The following is a 16,981-nucleotide window of genomic DNA, read 5'->3' on the forward strand; positions in this document are numbered from 1 at the left end:
CACACCAGTTGCAACTCACCCACGCCCGGCTCGGCGATGAGCAGTTCCGTCAACGCCGCTTCCGGCCAGCCACCACTGGGCAACGCCGCATCCAGTGCCGCATGACCGGTGGGTTGCGGGCTGGCGGCTGGCGGCGCAGGCCGGCCCTTCCAGACCTGGCCGCCGTTGAACAGCGTGTCCAGCGCAACGACAGCGCCCATCAGCCTTGCCTCACCAAGCCACAGAACACCCCTTCTATCGCCAGGTCCTGGTCGGCCTCGACGATGATCGGTTGGTAGGCCGGGTTGCGCGGCAACAAGCGCACCCGCTCGCCAATGCGCTCGAAGCGCTTGATGGTGACTTCGCCATCCAGACGCGCCACGACAATCTGGCCGTTGGAGGCCTGGGGTGTGCGCTGCACGCCCACCAGGTCACCGTCAAGAATGCCGTCCTCGATCATCGAATCGCCCTGGACCCGCAGCAGGTAATCCGGCGCCTTGGTAAAAATCGCCGGGTCCAGCATCAGGCGACTGTGGACCTCGGCATCGGCGCCGATCGGCAACCCGGCGGCCACTCGCCCCAGCACCGGCACGTCCAGCAGCTCGGGTCGTGGTGGCTGGTTCAGCAAGCGAATGCCCCGGGCCTGGTGCGGATTGACCTCGATGAAACCGGCTTCGGTCAGCGCCAGCACATGCTTGCGCGCCACACTGCGGGAGGCAAAACCGAACGCCTCGCTGATTTCAGCGAGGCTGGGAGGCTGGCCCTGATCGGCGATGCGTTCGCGGATGAAAGTCAGGATGGCGGTACGGCGGGGAGTGAGAGTCGTCATGGAGTACATTTGTACTCTTCCGGGGTTTTTCTGACAAGCGCCACCAGTCAGTTCACAGCTCGGGGCTGCTGCGCAGCGGGGATAAATCCCCTCGCCACAGGCTCATCGTTTTCTTAGCCAACAGCATTCACAGGAGGAACGCATTCATAGGGGTTCTGTGGGAGCAAGGCTTGCCCGCGATAAAGAACACACGGTTTATCTGGTACCGAGTCGCCTGCTTCGCGGGCAAGCCTTGCTCCCACAGAGCGGCTGGCCACAGGGGCATTGCGTGCTCAGGGGAGTAACAGCCCCTGCTCCCGTTCGCACAACTGCACCACGTAATCCCACAACACCCGCAATCGTACGGATTTATGCAGTTCGCGGCGGGTGCTGATCCAGTAGCTGCGGCGGATGGTCTCGTCCGGCAGCAACCGCACCAATGTCGGGTCGCCGCTGGCCATGTAGCACGGCAGCACAGCGATCCCCAGGCCTGAGCGCGCGGCCTGTTGCTGGGCGATGACGCTGGTGCTGTGGAACACCACCCTGGGGTTGCGGCAAAAGCCGTTGAGGAACATCAGTTCCTGGCTGAACAGCAGGTCGTCGACATAACCGATCCAGGCATGGCGGGCCAGGTCCTCGCGGCTGCGCAGCGCCGGCGAGCGGTCCAGGTAGGCCTGGCTGGCGTACAGCGCCAGGCTGTAGTCGGTGAGTTTGCGGGTGACCAGCAGGTCGGCCGCCGGGCGTTCGAGGTGGATGCTGATTTCCGCCTCACGGTTGAGGATGCTGACAAAGCGCGGCACCGCCACCAGTTCCACCTCCAGCCCCGGATAGCGCTGGAACAGCCCGTCCATGCGGCTGGCGAGGAACATGATGCCCAGCCCTTCGGTCACTCCCAGGCGGATCTTGCCCAGGGGCGCACTGGACTGGGTGATGTCCTCCTGGGCCAGCAACGCCACGTTCTCCATGGCTTCGGCGTGCTTGAGCAGCGTCTCGCCGGCCGGGGTCAGTTCATAACCCTGGGCATGCTGGACAAACAGCGCGGTGCCGAGGCTTTTCTCGATGGCCTCGATGTGCCGGGCCACCGTGGCGTGGGTGGTGTTCAGGCGTCGTGCAGCCGTCAGCAGACGCCCGCTGCGTTGCAGCTCCAGGAAATAACGCAGGTCATTCCAGTCGAACATGAGGCGATCCTTGAACGCGCCTGAAGGCATGACTGTTTATAAACGCACAGCCGCTGCGCAAAAACTAACATTCTTTTGACGAAAACTAACAACTAGGATGGATCCCACAAAAACAAGAATGAGGTCGCGAATGCAACCTGTCGTCGATGAATACGATTACGTGATCGTGGGCGCCGGCCCTGCCGGATGCCTGCTGGCCAATCGGCTGTCGGCCAATCCGCAACACCGGGTGCTGCTGCTCGAAGCCGGCGGGCGCGACAACTATCCGTGGATTCACATCCCGGTCGGCTACCTGTTCTGCATCGGCAACCCACGCACCGACTGGTGCTTCAAGACCGAAGCACAACCAGGCCTGCAAGGCCGCGCCCTGAGCTACCCCCGCGGCAAGGTCCTGGGTGGCTGCTCCTCCATCAACGGCATGATCTACATGCGCGGCCAGGCGACGGACTACGACAGCTGGGCCGCCGAGGGCAATGCTGGCTGGGCCTGGAACGACGTGCTGCCGCTGTTCCGCCAGAGTGAAAACCACTTTGCCGGCGCGTCCGAATTCCACGGCGCCGGTGGGGAATGGCGGGTCGAACGCCAGCGCCTGTCATGGCCGATTCTCGATGCCTTTCGCAGTGCCGCCGAACAGAGCGGCATCCCCAACGTCGACGACTTCAACAGCGGCGACAATGAAGGCTGCGGTTACTTCCAGGTCAACCAGAAAGCCGGGGTGCGCTGGAACGCGGCCAAGGCGTTTCTCAAGCCGGTTCGCCACCGCGCCAACCTCACGGTGTTGACCGACGTCGAGGTCGACCGCGTGTTGCTGCGTGACGACCGCGCCCACGCCATCAGCGCGCGCTGGCAAGGCAAGGGCATGACCTTCAAGGCCCGCAAGGAAATCGTCCTGTGCGCCGGGGCAGTGGGTTCGCCGGGGATCCTGCAACGCTCCGGGATCGGCCCGCGCAGCCTGCTGCAACGCCTGGGCATCGGCGTGACCCATGAACTGCCCGGGGTCGGCGGCAACCTGCAAGACCACCTGCAACTGCGGCTGATCTACCAGTTGGAAAACGCCCGCACCCTGAACCAGATCGCCGGCACCCTGTGGGGCAAGATGGGCATGGGCCTGCGCTACCTATACGACCGCAGCGGCCCGCTGTCCATGGCCCCCAGCCAACTCGGCGCATTCGCCCGCTCGGGCCCGGAGCAGGCCTCGGCCAACCTCGAATACCACGTGCAGCCGTTGTCCCTGGAACGCTTCGGCGAACCGTTGCACAGCTTCCCGGCGTTCACCGCGTCGGTCTGCGACCTGCGTCCGCAAAGCCGTGGCCGGGTGGACATTCGTTCGGCCGACCCGCACGAAGCACCGCTGATCCAACCCAATTACCTGAGCCACCCCGAAGACTTGCGGATCGCCGCCGACGCCATCCGCCTGACCCGACGCATCGTCGCGGCCCCGGCCCTGAGCGCGTTCAGACCGGTGGAATACCTGCCGGGCCCCAGCCTGCAAACCGAAGAGGAACTGCACCAGGCCGCCGCCCGGATTGGCACGACGATTTTCCACCCGGTCGGCACGTGCCGCATGGGCCAGGATCGCGACGCGGTGGTGGATGCGCAACTGCGTGTCCATGGCATCAAGGGCCTGCGCATCGCCGACGCCTCGATCATGCCGCGCATCACCTCGGGCAACACCTGCTCGCCGACGTTGATGATTGCCGAGAAGGCGGCGCAGATGATGCTTGAGGCAGACACAAGAATCACCACGCTGCAAAAGGAGCCCGCCACGGTATAGAAAACAACAGAGTCCCCCTGTGGGAGCGGGCTTGCTCGCGAAGAGGTCAGCACATCCAACATCATCATCGACTGTGACGCCGCCATCGCGAGCAAGCCCGCTCCCACAGGAGAAACGCGGTCCCCATCAAGAACCAGGTCGGCTCTAAGGCCGCCTCGCGGTGGACGTTGATCTCGGGCGCCCCGTTAACCACGCTGGTTGAACGGTGGTGTTGTGGAGTGGGTAACCCGGCATGGATGCCGGGTTAGCCGCGCTGGGCCATGGATGGCCCTTCGCGGCGGGCCCACGGAGCAATGCCTTCGTTCAGGCATGCCGAGCCTAGGCGAGGTGCCGAGTGGGGGGGCAGAAGCGTTTTGCTTACTTTTGCGCTTCTCAAAAGTGAGCCGCTGTAAGAGCGGAACCCTAAGCCGCCGTTACCGCAGCAACGGATATACACACCGATCACACCCCAAAAAAAGCGAAGCCCAAAAAAAACGGCGCTTTCCGTCTCGGAAGAAGCGCCGTTTTTCTTGAGCAACTGAAATTCAATAATCAGTCAATATACTCAAACAATTTGACGATTTTCTGCACCCCAGACACACCTTGCACCAGGTTGGTCGCCTGCGCAGCCTCTTTTTTGGTCAACAACCCCAGCAAATAGACAATGCCATTCTCAGTCACAACCTTGATACGCGAGCCGGGAATGCTGGCGTCGGTGAGCATCTGGGTCTTGATCTTGGTGGTCAACCAGGCGTCGTTCTGGCGTGCCAGCAGCGAGGAGGGTTGCAGGACCTGCAGTTCGTTGTGCACGGTCTTGACCCGTTGCACGGCGCTGGCTTCCTGTTCGGCCTTGGCCTTGAGGTCGGCGCGCGGGGTCTGGCCGGCCAGCAGTACGACGCCGTTGAAGCTGGTGACGACGATGTGCGAGTTGTTGTCCAGGTCCGGATCGGCCTTGGCGATGTTCACGCCTACCTTGGTTTCAATCAGGGAGTCGTCGATCTTGCTGCCGAAGGTGCGGGTGCCGCGGTCATCTTCAATCGGCTTTTCCCGGCTGGCGTTAACCACCGATGTGCAGCCGCTGATGCCGAGGCACAGGGTCAGGGCCAGTAGGCCTAGGCGATTAGGGGTCATTCTTCACTCCCGAACAGTTGGCTGTCGATCAAGTCGCAAAGGCAGTGGATCGCCAGCAGGTGGACTTCCTGGATACGTGCGGTGACATTGGCCGGTACGCGGATCTCGACGTCTTCTGGCAAGAGCAGGGACGCCATGCCGCCGCCGTCACGACCGGTCAATGCTACGACAATCATTTCGCGATCATGTGCGGCCTGGATCGCTTGAATAATATTGGCCGAATTGCCGCTGGTGGAAATCGCCAGCAGTACATCGCCGGGTTGGCCCAGGGCGCGGATCTGTTTGGAGAAAATTTCGTTGTAGCTGTAGTCGTTGGCGATCGAGGTGATCGTCGAGCTGTCGGTGGTCAGGGCGATCGCTGGCAGGCTCGGGCGCTCGCGCTCGAAGCGGTTGAGCAGTTCCGAAGAGAAGTGCTGTGCGTCGCCGGCCGAACCGCCATTGCCGCACGAAAGCATCTTGCCCTCGTTGAGCAACGCGTTGACCATCACTTGGCTGGCTTGCTCGATGTGCGGTGCAAGTACGTCCATCGCCTGTTGCTTGGTGTCGATACTGGCCTGAAAAAGCTGGCGAATTCGCGATTGCATGTCCATCTGTGTGACCTTAAGTAGCGCGGCTTATCGGCACAAACATGTGCGGCGCGCAAAGCAAAGAGCAAAAAAGTTAGGTGAAGGTGTCCGGCTCGGCATGGGCGCTCAACTGTCGAAAGCGTTCTGCAGCCAGTTCAACTGAGCGGCGTTGCTGTCGATGGCAACCACGTCGAAGCGGCAGGGATGATCGGCCCAGCGAGACTCGCGTTGCAGAAAATACTGCGCGGCGAAAATCAGCTTCTGGCGCTTGCGCTCGTCAATGCTGTCGAGCGCGCCACCCCATTGAGTATTTTTTCTGTAGCGGACTTCGACGAATACTACTGTATCGCCGTCAAGCATGACCAGATCAAGCTCGCCGCGTTTACACAACCAGTTCTGCGCCACCAGCCGCAGGCCTTGTTGCTGGAGATGCGCGAGGGCCTGGCCCTCGGCATCCCGTCCGCTTTGCTGGCGTGATCGGTCAGGCATCAGCGCTGGGTATCCGGCAGCCGCTGCACCTGGCCGTTGACGAACTCGGCCCATGGCAGTTGACGCTGTACGCGCTGGGTTGGAGACACTGCCAGGCTGCCCGACAGGCCTTCGATTCGGCTGTCCGGCAACGTCTTGAGCTGACCCAGGCGCGGTGCCAGGCGATAGGCGTCTGCACCCATCGCGTACAACCGACCCAGGCTGCCGCCCGCCTGGGGCCACTGGGCGGTGACCTGCTTGCGCAGCGGGTCATTGGCGTCGAGCAGCCACGGGGTTTCGCAGAAGCGGATACCGCTCATGTCGTTATATTGATTCTGGTCGCCGCTGGCGCTGAACACTGAAGACGTCGCGTAGACCGGCACGTCGCCAGCGTACTGGAAGTTCAGGGTCGGCTTGATCTGCTGGGCCTGTTGCGGCGTCGATGCCAGGAAGATGAACTCGATGTCCTGGCGACGGGACGGCTGGGCCGCGACCGTGGTGCCAACGGTGCTTTGCAGGCTCTTGGCGCGACCTTCGCTCTGGCGCAGTTGGAACATGTCGGCGATCTGCTGGGCCAGTTGGACCGGTTGGTCGACCCGTTCGATTGCGATGATGGTACCGCCATTGGCCTGCCAGTCCTGGCTGAAGGCTTTCAGTACACGATCGCCCCATTCACTCTTCGGTACCATGACGGCGGCGCGATGCAGGCCATCGGCGCGGGCGCGGCGGGAGACTTCGCGAGCTTCATCCTCCGGTGCCAGGCCGAACTGGAACAGTTGCGGTGGCCCTTGCTCGCCTTCGCTGTAGTTCAGCGCCAGGGTGGTGATCGGCAGTTGCGGGCGGGTGCTGATTTGCTTGACCAGTGGTTTTTCCAGCGGTCCGACTACCAGCTGCACGCCATCGGCCTGGGCCTTGCGATAGAACTCGTCCATGGAGGTCAGGCTGGAGCTGTCGTAGAGCTGGATGCTTGGCGGCTTCTGCCCGGCCTGCTGGGCCTGGTAGTGCGCGGCCATGAAGCCCTCACGCAAGGCCTTGGCAACCGCGGCCAATGGGCCATTCTGTGGCAACAGCAGGGCAATCTTGCTCAGCGGCTGGCTCGCCAGTTCCTTGAGCTTGACCAGGGGGGTTGGCAGCTGCAGGGCGGCGGGGTGCTTCGGGTTCTGTTCGCGCCAGTGGTCGATGGCCGCCTGCTGTTGTTCCAGGGTGCCGGCGGTCTTGACGGCCTGGGCCAGGCTCAGCCAACCGCCTAGGTCGTCGTTGGCGCTTGGCTGCAACTGATCGGTGGGCAGCGAGGCGATCAACGACCAGATGGCTTCGTGGTTTTTTGCCGCAGCGTCGTTTTCCAGCAGGGGCGCGATGAAAATGCGCTCCTTGGCGGCGGCCAGGGTCTGGCCATCGGCCTCCAGGGCGCGGGCGCGGACGGTACCGGTACGGACCTGCTGCTCCACCGGCATTTCGCTCAGGTGTTGCAGGCTTGGGTGGCTCAGGGCGGTCAGTGCCGCCTTGGGCTGGTTGCGGGTCATCGCCAGTTCAGCCGACAGCGTGCTGGCGAAAATCTGCTGGCCGGGCTTGAGTTGCTCCATAGGCACTTGTTGCAGGATCTGTGCGGACTGGCCGGCATTGCCCTGGCGGTAGGCCAGGTCAGCAGCGCTCAGGCGCAGCAGGGCGGCTTTTTCCGGATTCTTGCTTTGAGTGGCCTGTTCGAGCAACTGCTCGATACTGGCATCCGGGGTGCGTGGGAGTTCGCCAAGGCTGGACGAGGGCGAGCTGGCGCAGGCCGCCAGGAGGGCAGCGAGGCAGAGGGCGGAGAGCAGCCGCAGGCAAGCGATCATGTAAGTGTTCCTGATACGAGATCAAATAAGCGTCGAATTGTACCCAAGCACTGGCCGGGGCGCGATGTTAGTGGTGTGAATCGATCAATTTAGGTATTTCAAAGAGTGCGGTGCACCACAAAAGATGACGGCACTGAACTGTGGCGAGGGGATTTATCCCCGCTGGGCTGCGTAGCGGCCCCCAAAAAACGCAGCCTCGGTATATCAGTTAAAAGGGAGCCCAGCCTTCCGGGGGGCCGCTACGCAGCCCAACGGGGATAAATCTCCTCGCCACAACACGCTACAATGGCGGTTTTTACCGATCATGAGGTGTGTGTCTTGACTGCTCCAGGTGCTTTGAATTCCGCTGCCGGCTCGCTTTATGTGGTGGCGACGCCCATCGGCAACCTGGACGATATCAGTGCCCGGGCGCTGAAAATCCTGCAGGAGGTTGCGCTGATCGCCGCTGAAGACACGCGCCACTCCCAGCGCCTGCTGCAGCATTTTGGCATTTCCACGCCGTTGGCGGCCTGTCATGAACACAATGAACGGGATGAAGGCAGTCGTTTCATTACCCGGCTGCTGGCGGGCGATAATGTCGCGCTGATTTCCGATGCCGGTACGCCACTGATTTCCGACCCTGGCTATCATCTGGTGCGTCAGGCTCGGGCGGCGGGCATCAGCGTGGTGCCGGTGCCGGGGGCTTGTGCATTGATCGCAGCACTGTCGGCGGCAGGCCTGCCGTCGGACCGTTTCATCTTCGAAGGTTTCCTGCCGGCCAAGGCGGTGGGGCGACGGGCGCGCCTGGAGGCCATAAAGGAAGAGCCGCGCACGCTGATCTTCTATGAGGCGCCGCACCGCATCCTGGAATGCCTGCAAGACATGGAGCTGGTGTTCGGCGCCGAGCGCCCGGCGCTGCTGGCTCGTGAGTTGACCAAGACCTTCGAAACCCTCAAGGGGTTGCCGTTGGCCGAGTTGCGAGCCTTCGTCGAAGGTGACAGCAACCAGCAGCGCGGCGAGTGTGTCGTCCTGGTGGCTGGGTGGACAGCCCCGGAAAGTGAAGACGCTGTCAGCAGCGAAGCGATGCGCATCCTGAACCTGCTACTCGAGGAAATGCCCCTCAAGCGCGCCGCGGCCCTTGCGGCGCAAATCACCGGTGAGCGCAAGAACGTGCTGTACCAGGTCGCACTGGAAAAACAGAAGGGTCAGTGAAAGCAGGGCGCAGGGCTGGCCCAAGGCTTTTAGCGCTTGTTCTTCAGGCGCTCTACCGTTAACCTTCGCGGCGGAGAGTCGATCGGACAGTCGCTGCCCTCTATGAAAATTAGGGGGGGGAGGAAAGTCCGGGCTCCATAGGGCGAAGTGCCAGGTAATGCCTGGGAGGCGTGAGCCTACGGAAAGTGCCACAGAAAATAACCGCCTAAGCGCTTCGGCGCCGGTAAGGGTGAAAAGGTGCGGTAAGAGCGCACCGCACGTCTGGCAACAGTTCGTGGCTAGGTAAACCCCACTTGGAGCAAGACCAAATAGGGTCCCAAGGCGTGGCCCGCGCTGGGACCGGGTAGGTTGCTAAAGATGTCCAGTGATGGCCATCGTAGACGAATGACTGTTCAAGACAGAACCCGGCTTACAGATCGACTCTCCACCTTTTTCCCTCCCTGCCGGAATCACTGGCAGACGCAGTTCCTAATACCAAAAAAATCTTACTCTTAACAAATCACTTTAACTTGTGCGCGCAGCCTCCTGTGCTCATTCGGGTTGAGGCGAAAATTCCTACGTCAGATTCTTGTTACCCCTCCTGAAACGCTCCTAAATCTCCGATCTATAAGGCTTTTCCTTCAATCCGCGCCTTGACGGTGCGGTAGGCGCATTCCTATAGTGTGCGCAAGTGGCGGAAAGTGGCATGAAGTGGGTTTTTTTGAAGGTAAAACGCCAAAAAGTGGAGAAACGCAGACGTGTTTCGCGGAGCTAACGCTATCAGTCTCGATGCAAAAGGCCGTCTCGCCATGCCGAGCCGGTATCGTGACGAGCTCGTTTCGCGAAGTTCGGGGCAGTTAATCGTCACGATCGACGCTGTTGACCCATGTTTGTGTGTTTACCCTCTCGATGAGTGGGAAATCATCGAAACCAAACTGCGCGCACTGCCTTCGCTGCGTGAAGAAAACCGCCGTTTGCAACGCTTGCTGATCGGTAATGCCGTCGACCTCGAACTCGATGGCAGCGGTCGTTTCCTGGTGCCGCCGCGCCTGCGCGAATACGCCAAGCTGGACAAGCGCGCGATGCTGGTGGGCCAACTGAACAAGTTCCAGCTGTGGGACGAAGATGCCTGGAATGCGGTTTCCGCCGCTGACCTCGCTGCTATTCAACAACCGGGCGCCATGCCTGATGAACTGCGTGATTTGATCCTGTGACTATTGATAGCGGCTTTAACCACATCACCGTACTGCTTGACGAAGCCGTCGAGGCTCTCGCCGTACGTCCTGATGGCTGCTATCTGGACGGCACGTTCGGGCGTGGCGGACACAGCCGGTTGATTCTCAGCAAGCTCGGTCCGGGTGGCCGGTTGCTGGGATTCGACAAGGATCCTCAAGCGATTGCCACCGGGCAAGCGCTGGCGGCCGAAGACGGCCGCTTTGTCATTGTGCAACGCAGCTTTGCCGAGCTGGCTTCGGAAGTCGCCGAGCGTGGCCTGGCCGGCAAGGTCAGCGGCGTGCTGCTCGACCTGGGCGTGTCTTCGCCACAACTGGACGACCCGGAGCGCGGCTTCAGTTTCCTCAATGACGGCCCGCTGGACATGCGCATGGACCCGTCCCGAGGCATCAGCGCCGCCGAATTCGTCAACACTGCCCCGGTGGAAGAAATCGCCCGTGTCTTCAAGGAATACGGTGAAGAGCGTTTCTCCGGCCGCATGGCCCGTGCCGTGGTCGAGCGGCGCGATATCAAGCCATTCGAGCGCACCGGCGACCTGGCCGAGGTGCTGAAAGTTGCCAACCCGGCCTGGGAAAAGGGCAAGAACCCGGCGACCCGTGCTTTCCAGGGTTTGCGCATCCACGTCAATAACGAGTTGGGCGATCTGGAAGTCGGTCTCGAAGCAGCGCTTGAAGCGCTGGAGATCGGCGGTCGGCTGGTGGTGATCAGCTTCCATTCCCTGGAAGACCGCATCGTCAAGCTGTTCATGCGCAAACTCACCAAGGGCGAAGCCGATAACCTGCCGCGCAACCTGCCGGTGCGTTTCGAAGCCTTCGTGCCAAAAATCAAGATCCATGGCAAAGCGCAGTTCGCCTCCGAGGCTGAACTCAAGGCCAACCCACGTGCCCGTAGCGCCGTCATGCGTGTCGCGGAGAAGTTGCGGTGAGCAAGCTCTTCGCCAAGCCACTGCCCGGCGGCAGCTTTTTCATGCTGCTGCTGTTTATCGGCGTGCTCGTGTCGGCCATCGCCGTGTCCTATAGCGCGCACTGGAACCGGCAGCTTCTCAATACCCTCTACAACGAACTGAGCGTGCGCGACAAGGCGCAGGCCGAGTGGGGCCGGTTGATCCTGGAGCAGAGCACCTGGACCGCCCATAGCCGTATCGAAGTCTTGGCCACCGAGCAGCTGAAAATGCGCATTCCCGGCGCCGCCGAAGTGCAGATGGTGGCGCCATGATGAAACTCGAAGGGGCGCTGTTCCCGTGGCGGTTCCGTCTGGTCCTGGGCTTGCTCGGGATCATGGTGGCGGCGATTTCATGGCGCATCATCGACCTGCAGGTCGTCGACCGTGATTTCCTCAAGGGGCAGGGCGATGCCCGCAGTGTGCGGCATATTCCTATCCCGGCTCACCGTGGCTTGATCACCGACCGCAATGGCGAACCCCTGGCCGTGAGCACCCCGGTGACCACCTTGTGGGCCAACGCCAAGGAAATGCAGCAGGCCAAGGAAAAATGGCCAGCACTGGCCGCTGCCCTCGGGCAGGATCCCAAGGCCCTGGCCGAGCGCCTCGAAGCCCAGGCCAACAAGGAATTCATTTATCTGGTGCGCGGGTTGACGCCCGAGCAAGGCCAGAGCGTGCTCGATCTGAAAGTGCCTGGTGTCTACGGCATTGAAGAGTTCCGGCGTTTCTACCCGGCCGGTGAAGTCACCGCCCACATGGTCGGGTTTACCGACATTGATGACCGAGGGCGCGAAGGTGTCGAACTGGCCTATGACGAATGGCTCGCCGGGGTCGCCGGTAAGCGCCAGGTCATCAAGGATCGGCGCGGCAGGCTGATCAAGGATGTCCAAGTCACCAAAAACGCCAAGGCCGGCAAGCCCTTGGCGTTGTCCATTGACCTGCGCCTGCAATACCTGGCCAACCGTGAACTACGCAATGCCATCGTCGAGAACGGTGCCAAGGCCGGCAGCCTGGTGATCATGGACGTGAAGAGCGGCGAGATCCTGGCGATGGTCAACCAGCCGACCTACAACCCGAACAACCGTCGCAACCTGCAACCGGCGATGATGCGCAACCGCGCGATGATCGACGTGTTCGAGCCCGGTTCGACCATGAAAGCCGTGTCCATGGCCGCGGCCCTGGAAACCGGGCGCTGGAAACCGAGCGACACCGTCGAGGTGTATCCGGGCACCCTGCAGATCGGCAAGTACACCATTCGTGACGTGTCCAAGACCGAAGGCCCGGTGCTCGACCTGACCGGCATCCTGATCAATTCCAGTAACGTCGGCATGAGCAAGATTGCCTTCGATATTGGCGGCGAGGCGATCTATCGCCTGGCCCAGAAAATCGGCCTCGGCCAGGACACCGGCCTGGGCTTCCCGGGCGAGCGTGTCGGCAACCTGCCGAACTACCGCGACTGGCGCAAGGCTGAAACCGCCACGTTGTCCTACGGCTACGGTGTTTCCGTGACCGCGATCCAGTTGGTCCACGCGTTTTCCGCGCTAGCGAACAACGGGCGGATGGCACCGCTGACCCTGATCAAGACCGACAAGGCGCCGCAGACCACCCAGGTGATCCCGGAGGATGTCGCCAAGACCATGCAGGGCATGCTGCAACAAGTGATCGAAGCGCCGCGCGGTGTCTATCGCGCCCAGGTCCCGGCCTATCACGTGGCAGGCAAATCGGGTACGGCCCGTAAAACCTCGGTGGGCACCAAAGGCTACGCCGAGAATTCCTACCGTTCGCTGTTTGCCGGCTTCGGCCCGATGAGCGACCCGCGCTACGCCATCGTCGTGGTCATCGACGAACCGAGCAAGGCGGGCTACTTCGGTGGCCTGGTCTCGGCGCCGGTGTTCAGCAAAGTGATGTCCGGCACCCTGCGCCTGATGAACATTACCCCGGACAACCTGCCGCCGACCCAGCAGGCCAATACCGCACCGGTCGTTCCCCTGAAAGCCGAAGGAGGGCGTGGCTGATGTCCCTGAGCCTGAACAAGATTTTTGCCCACGCCGGTCACGATCTGTTGATCCGCGAACTGGCCCTGGATAGCCGCAATGTCCGTGCCGGGGACTTGTTCCTGGCGGTGCCGGGTGCGCGTTTCGATGGTCGCGACCATATCGCCGACGCCCTGAAGCGTGGCGCGGCTGCCGTGGCGTATGAAGTGCACGGCGCGACCGTGCTGCCGATCACCGACGTTCCGCTGATTCCGGTCAAGGGCCTGGCGGCGCAGCTGTCGGACATCGCCGGGCGTTTTTATGGCGACCCGAGCCGCCACCTGAACCTGGTGGGCGTGACCGGTACCAACGGCAAGACCAGCGTGACCCAACTGGTGGCCCAGGCCCTGGACCTGCTCGGCCAGCATTGCGGCATTGTCGGCACCTTGGGCAACGGCTTCCATGGCGCGCTGGAAAGCGGCCTGCACACCACGCCGAACCCGATTGCCGTGCAAGCGACCCTGGCAGACCTGAAAAAGGCCGGTGCCAAGGCCGTTGCGATGGAAGTCTCTTCCCATGGTTTGGACCAGGGCCGTGTGACCGCGCTGGCGTTCGATGTCGCGGTGTTGACCAACCTGTCCCGGGATCATCTGGATTACCACGGCACCATGCAGGCCTACGGCGAAGCCAAGGCCAGGCTGTTTGCTTGGAATGACCTGAAGTGCCGGGTCATCAACCTCGATGACGAATTCGGTCGGCAACTGGCTGCCGAAAAACGCGAGTCGCGGTTGATCACCTACAGCCTGGAAGATGCCAGCGCCTACCTTTATGTACGCCAGGCGCAATTCAATGACGAAGGTGTGCGCGCCACCTTGGTCACGCCCCAGGGCGAGCACCATTTGCGCAGCACCTTGCTCGGCCGTTTCAACCTGAGCAACGTATTGGCGGCCATCGGCGCCTTGCTCGGCCTGGACTATGCGCTGGACGAGATTCTCAAGGTCTTGCCGAAGCTCGAGGGCCCGGCCGGTCGCATGCAGCGTCTGGGCGGTGGGGCTCAACCACTGGTTGTGGTCGATTACGCCCATACCCCCGACGCGTTGGAAAAAGTTCTCACGGCCCTGCGACCTCACGCCAAGGGCAAGTTGCTGTGCCTGTTCGGCTGCGGTGGTGATCGTGATCGCGGCAAACGCCCATTGATGGCCGAAGTCGTGGAGCGGCTGGCAGACGGCGTGCTGGTCACCGACGACAACCCACGCAGCGAAGACCCGCAGCAGATTTTTGATGACATCCGCGCCGGTTTTGCGGCTGTGGACAACGTCACCTTCGTGGCTGGTCGCGGCCAGGCCATTGCCCAGTTGATCGCCAGCGCCTCGGCGGACGATGTCATCGTCCTGGCCGGCAAGGGCCACGAGGACTATCAGGAAATCAACGGCGAACGCCATGCTTTCTCCGATCTGGTGGAAGCCGATCACGCCCTGACCGCGTGGGAGGTGGCCCATGCTTAAAGCCCTGAAGCTCAGCGAACTGACCAACGCCCTGAATGCGCGCCTCATCGCCGCGGACGCCACCTTCAACGGCGTCAGCATCGACAGTCGGGCAATCGCACCGGGGCAATTGTTCGTCGCCTTGGCCGGGCCGCGTTTCGATGGTCACGATTACTTGAACGAAGTCGCGGGCAAAGGTGCGGTCGCGGCCCTGGTCGAGCGCGAAGTGAGCAACAGCGCGCTGCCGCAATTGCTTGTCAACGACACTCGCCAGGCCCTGGGCCAGCTCGGCGCGCTGAACCGCGCGGCGTATGGCAACCCGGTCGCGGCCATCACCGGCTCCAGCGGCAAGACCACGGTCAAGGAAATGCTTGCCAGCATCCTGCGCACCCGCGGTCCGGTGCTGGCGACCCGTGGCAACCTGAATAATGACCTCGGCGTACCGCTGACCTTGCTGGAACTGGCGCCGGAGCACAGTGCCGCCGTCATCGAGCTGGGGGCTTCGCGGCTCGGCGAGATCGCTTACACCGTGGGCATGACCAAGCCCCACGTGGCGGTACTCAACAATGCCGGGACTGCTCACGTCGGCGAGTTCGGCGGCCCGGAAAAAATTGTCGAGGCCAAGGGCGAGATCATCGAGGGGCTGGATGCCGATGGCGTCGCCGTGCTGAATCTCGACGACAAGGCTTTCGAAATCTGGAAGACCCGGGCGGGCGAGCGCAAGGTGCTGACCTTTGCCCTGAGCAACCTCGCCGCGAATTTCTACGCCAGTGACCTGGACCGCGACGCTCGCGGGTGCCCGGCCTTTAACCTGCACAGCCCGGATGGCGCCGAGCGGGTGCAATTGAACCTGCTCGGCACCCATAACGTTGCCAACGCCCTGGCCGCGGCGGCGGCTGCCCATGCCCTGGGCGTGTCGCTGCCGGGCATCGTCGCCGGGTTGAACGCCGTACAGCCAGTCAAGGGGCGCTCCGTCGCGCAACTGGCCAGCAATGGCATGCGCGTGATCGACGACACCTATAACGCCAACCCGTCGTCCATGTGCGCGGCCGTGGATATCCTCGCCGGTTTCTCCGGCCGTACCGTATTGGTGCTGGGGGATATCGGTGAACTGGGCGAGTGGGCGCAACAGGGGCATCACGACGTCGGTGCCTATGCGCGCGGCAAGGTCGACGCGCTGTATGCGGTCGGTCCGATGATGGCCCATGCGGTCGCCGCGTTTGGCGAGCACGCACGGCATTTCACCACTCAGGCCGAACTGATCCAGGCCCTGGGCGGCGAGCAGGACCCGAACACCACCTTATTGATCAAGGGCTCACGCAGCGCAGCGATGGAAAACATCGTCGCGGCGCTGTGCGGCGCCTCCACGGAGAAACATTAATGCTGCTGCTGCTAGCGGAGTACCTGCAACAGTTCCACAAAGGCTTCGCGGTCTTCCAGTACCTGACCCTGCGCGGGATCCTGGGTGTGCTGACCGCGCTGTCGTTGTCGCTGTTCCTGGGCCCGTGGATGATCCGCACCCTGCAGAACCTGCAGATCGGCCAGTCGGTTCGTAACGACGGTCCGCAATCGCACCTGTCCAAATCCGGCACCCCGACCATGGGTGGCGCGCTGATCCTCTCGTCCATCGGCATCAGCACCTTGCTCTGGGCCGACCTGGCGAACCGGTATGTCTGGGTCGTGCTGCTGGTGACCTTGCTCTTTGGCGCCATCGGCTGGGTCGACGACTACCGCAAGGTCATCGAGAAGAACTCCCGTGGGCTGCCAAGTCGCTGGAAGTATTTCTGGCAGTCGGTATTCGGCCTCGGCGCGGCGATCTTCCTTTATATGACCGCCGCCTCGCCAGTGGAAACCACCCTGATCCTGCCGATGCTCAAGGACTACAGCATTCCGCTGGGCGCAGGTTTCATCGTGCTGACCTACCTGGTGATCGTCGGTTCGAGCAACGCGGTCAACCTCACCGACGGACTCGACGGCCTGGCGATCATGCCGACGGTGATGGTCGGCGGTGCGCTGGGGATCTTCTGCTACCTGTCGGGTAACGTGAAGTTCGCTGAATACCTGCTGATCCCTTATGTGCCGGGGGCGGGCGAGCTGATCGTGTTCTGCGGAGCGCTGATCGGTGCCGGCCTGGGCTTCCTGTGGTTCAACACCTATCCGGCGCAAGTCTTCATGGGCGACGTCGGCGCGCTGGCGCTGGGCGCGGCCCTGGGCACCATCTCTGTGATCGTTCGCCAGGAAATCGTCCTGTTCATCATGGGCGGCGTGTTCGTGATGGAGACCCTGTCAGTCGTCATTCAGGTTGCGTCCTTTAAATTGACCGGCCGCCGGGTATTTCGCATGGCGCCGATCCACCACCACTTTGAACTCAAGGGCTGGCCCGAGCCGCGTGTGATCGTCCGTTTCTGGATCATCACCGTGATTCTGGTCCTGGTCGGCCTTGCCACCCTGAAGCTGAGGTAGAACG

At 62.3% G+C, this 16,981-nt stretch carries 15 protein-coding genes, 1 other RNA gene and 1 pseudogene; 10 read left to right on the forward strand and 7 right to left on the reverse strand.

Going from position 1 to position 16,981, the window contains the following annotated elements; translation table 11 throughout:
- The 3 genes and pseudogenes from CFII68_RS15865 to CFII68_RS15855 all read right to left on the reverse strand — a co-directional run.
- A pseudogene (locus CFII68_RS15865) lies at positions 1–200 on the reverse strand (DNA lesion error-prone repair protein ImuA); the annotation flags it as partial.
- Positions 200–817, reverse strand: a complete 618-nt coding sequence (gene lexA, locus CFII68_RS15860; RefSeq protein ID WP_018606049.1) for a transcriptional repressor LexA — start codon at positions 815–817, stop codon at positions 200–202. The pseudogene CFII68_RS15865 and the gene lexA, both read right to left, overlap by 1 nt.
- A 263-nt stretch (positions 818–1,080) precedes the next feature.
- On the reverse strand, positions 1,081–1,965 hold the full coding sequence (locus tag CFII68_RS15855; protein ID WP_018606051.1) for a LysR family transcriptional regulator: 885 nt from the start codon (positions 1,963–1,965) through the stop codon (positions 1,081–1,083).
- 130 nt (positions 1,966–2,095) lie between these two features.
- Here CFII68_RS15855 and CFII68_RS15850 point away from each other — a divergent pair, with 130 nt between their 5' ends.
- Positions 2,096–3,739, forward strand: a complete 1,644-nt coding sequence (locus CFII68_RS15850) for a GMC family oxidoreductase (RefSeq protein WP_018606052.1) — start codon at positions 2,096–2,098, stop codon at positions 3,737–3,739.
- A 531-nt stretch (positions 3,740–4,270) separates the two neighbouring features.
- Here CFII68_RS15850 and CFII68_RS15845 read toward each other — a convergent pair.
- The 4 genes from CFII68_RS15845 to CFII68_RS15830 form a co-directional block, all read right to left on the reverse strand.
- On the reverse strand, positions 4,271–4,849 hold the full coding sequence (locus tag CFII68_RS15845) for a BON domain-containing protein (RefSeq protein ID WP_003178201.1): 579 nt from the start codon (positions 4,847–4,849) through the stop codon (positions 4,271–4,273).
- Positions 4,846–5,439 (reverse strand): phosphoheptose isomerase, encoded by a 594-nt coding sequence (locus CFII68_RS15840; protein ID WP_007904374.1) that lies wholly within the window; start codon positions 5,437–5,439, stop codon positions 4,846–4,848. The genes CFII68_RS15845 and CFII68_RS15840 overlap by 4 nt, the downstream gene beginning before the upstream one ends.
- 102 nt (positions 5,440–5,541) lie before the next feature.
- Positions 5,542–5,904, reverse strand: a complete 363-nt coding sequence (locus CFII68_RS15835) for a YraN family protein (protein ID WP_014340075.1) — start codon at positions 5,902–5,904, stop codon at positions 5,542–5,544.
- Positions 5,904–7,715: a penicillin-binding protein activator gene (locus CFII68_RS15830; protein ID WP_018606067.1), complete on the reverse strand. Its 1,812-nt coding sequence runs from the start codon at positions 7,713–7,715 to the stop codon at positions 5,904–5,906. The genes CFII68_RS15835 and CFII68_RS15830 overlap by 1 nt, the downstream gene beginning before the upstream one ends.
- Positions 7,716–8,000: 285 nt before the next feature.
- Here CFII68_RS15830 and rsmI point away from each other — a divergent pair, with 285 nt between their 5' ends.
- The 9 genes from rsmI to mraY all read left to right on the forward strand — a co-directional run bounded on the left by rsmI (position 8,001) and on the right by mraY (position 16,977).
- Positions 8,001–8,906 carry a 16S rRNA (cytidine(1402)-2'-O)-methyltransferase gene (rsmI, locus tag CFII68_RS15825; RefSeq protein WP_074849468.1) on the forward strand — a complete coding sequence of 302 codons (906 nt, stop codon included), beginning with the start codon at positions 8,001–8,003 and terminating at the stop codon, positions 8,904–8,906.
- A gap of 74 nt (positions 8,907–8,980) precedes the next feature.
- Positions 8,981–9,334, forward strand: an RNA gene (gene rnpB / locus CFII68_RS26310) — RNase P RNA component class A.
- 309 nt (positions 9,335–9,643) lie between these two features.
- Positions 9,644–10,099 carry a division/cell wall cluster transcriptional repressor MraZ gene (mraZ, locus tag CFII68_RS15820; RefSeq protein WP_003205355.1) on the forward strand — a complete coding sequence of 152 codons (456 nt, stop codon included), beginning with the start codon at positions 9,644–9,646 and terminating at the stop codon, positions 10,097–10,099.
- The gene (rsmH, locus tag CFII68_RS15815; protein WP_003205354.1) at positions 10,096–11,043 is read left to right on the forward strand and encodes a 16S rRNA (cytosine(1402)-N(4))-methyltransferase RsmH; all 948 of its coding nucleotides are present in this window, start codon (positions 10,096–10,098) and stop codon (positions 11,041–11,043) included. Before mraZ ends, rsmH begins: the two co-directional genes overlap by 4 nt.
- Positions 11,040–11,333 (forward strand): cell division protein FtsL, encoded by a 294-nt coding sequence (gene ftsL / locus CFII68_RS15810; RefSeq protein WP_003178214.1) that lies wholly within the window; start codon positions 11,040–11,042, stop codon positions 11,331–11,333. Before rsmH ends, ftsL begins: the two co-directional genes overlap by 4 nt.
- On the forward strand, positions 11,333–13,072 hold the full coding sequence (locus CFII68_RS15805; protein ID WP_018606077.1) for a penicillin-binding protein 2: 1,740 nt from the start codon (positions 11,333–11,335) through the stop codon (positions 13,070–13,072). The genes ftsL and CFII68_RS15805 overlap by 1 nt, the downstream gene beginning before the upstream one ends.
- Positions 13,072–14,535 (forward strand): UDP-N-acetylmuramoyl-L-alanyl-D-glutamate--2,6-diaminopimelate ligase, encoded by a 1,464-nt coding sequence (locus CFII68_RS15800; protein ID WP_018606079.1) that lies wholly within the window; start codon positions 13,072–13,074, stop codon positions 14,533–14,535. The genes CFII68_RS15805 and CFII68_RS15800 overlap by 1 nt, the downstream gene beginning before the upstream one ends.
- Positions 14,528–15,895, forward strand: a complete 1,368-nt coding sequence (gene murF, locus CFII68_RS15795; protein WP_018606081.1) for a UDP-N-acetylmuramoyl-tripeptide--D-alanyl-D-alanine ligase — start codon at positions 14,528–14,530, stop codon at positions 15,893–15,895. Before CFII68_RS15800 ends, murF begins: the two co-directional genes overlap by 8 nt.
- Positions 15,895–16,977, forward strand: a complete 1,083-nt coding sequence (gene mraY, locus CFII68_RS15790) for a phospho-N-acetylmuramoyl-pentapeptide-transferase (protein ID WP_018606083.1) — start codon at positions 15,895–15,897, stop codon at positions 16,975–16,977. The genes murF and mraY overlap by 1 nt, the downstream gene beginning before the upstream one ends.
- Positions 16,978–16,981 lie beyond the last annotated feature (4 nt).

It is taken from the genome of Pseudomonas sp. CFII68 (genome assembly GCF_000416195.1).
Lineage (GTDB): Bacteria > Pseudomonadota > Gammaproteobacteria > Pseudomonadales > Pseudomonadaceae > Aquipseudomonas > Aquipseudomonas kilonensis.

Bases quoted from the DNA above. Each gene is read 5' to 3' on its own strand.
- lexA (WP_018606049.1), bottom strand. From the start codon at position 817: ATGTACTCCATGACGACTCTCACTCCCCGCCGTACCGCCATCCTGACT.
- CFII68_RS15855 (WP_018606051.1), bottom strand. From the start codon at position 1,965: ATGTTCGACTGGAATGACCTGCGTTATTTCCTGGAGCTGCAACGCAGC.
- CFII68_RS15850 (WP_018606052.1), top strand. From the start codon at position 2,096: ATGCAACCTGTCGTCGATGAATACGATTACGTGATCGTGGGCGCCGGC.
- CFII68_RS15845 (WP_003178201.1), bottom strand. From the start codon at position 4,849: ATGACCCCTAATCGCCTAGGCCTACTGGCCCTGACCCTGTGCCTCGGC.
- CFII68_RS15840 (WP_007904374.1), bottom strand. From the start codon at position 5,439: ATGGACATGCAATCGCGAATTCGCCAGCTTTTTCAGGCCAGTATCGAC.
- CFII68_RS15835 (WP_014340075.1), bottom strand. From the start codon at position 5,904: ATGCCTGACCGATCACGCCAGCAAAGCGGACGGGATGCCGAGGGCCAG.
- CFII68_RS15830 (WP_018606067.1), bottom strand. From the start codon at position 7,715: ATGATCGCTTGCCTGCGGCTGCTCTCCGCCCTCTGCCTCGCTGCCCTC.
- rsmI (WP_074849468.1), top strand. From the start codon at position 8,001: ATGGCGGTTTTTACCGATCATGAGGTGTGTGTCTTGACTGCTCCAGGT.
- CFII68_RS15805 (WP_018606077.1), top strand. From the start codon at position 11,333: ATGAAACTCGAAGGGGCGCTGTTCCCGTGGCGGTTCCGTCTGGTCCTG.
- CFII68_RS15800 (WP_018606079.1), top strand. From the start codon at position 13,072: ATGTCCCTGAGCCTGAACAAGATTTTTGCCCACGCCGGTCACGATCTG.
- murF (WP_018606081.1), top strand. From the start codon at position 14,528: ATGCTTAAAGCCCTGAAGCTCAGCGAACTGACCAACGCCCTGAATGCG.
- mraY (WP_018606083.1), top strand. From the start codon at position 15,895: ATGCTGCTGCTGCTAGCGGAGTACCTGCAACAGTTCCACAAAGGCTTC.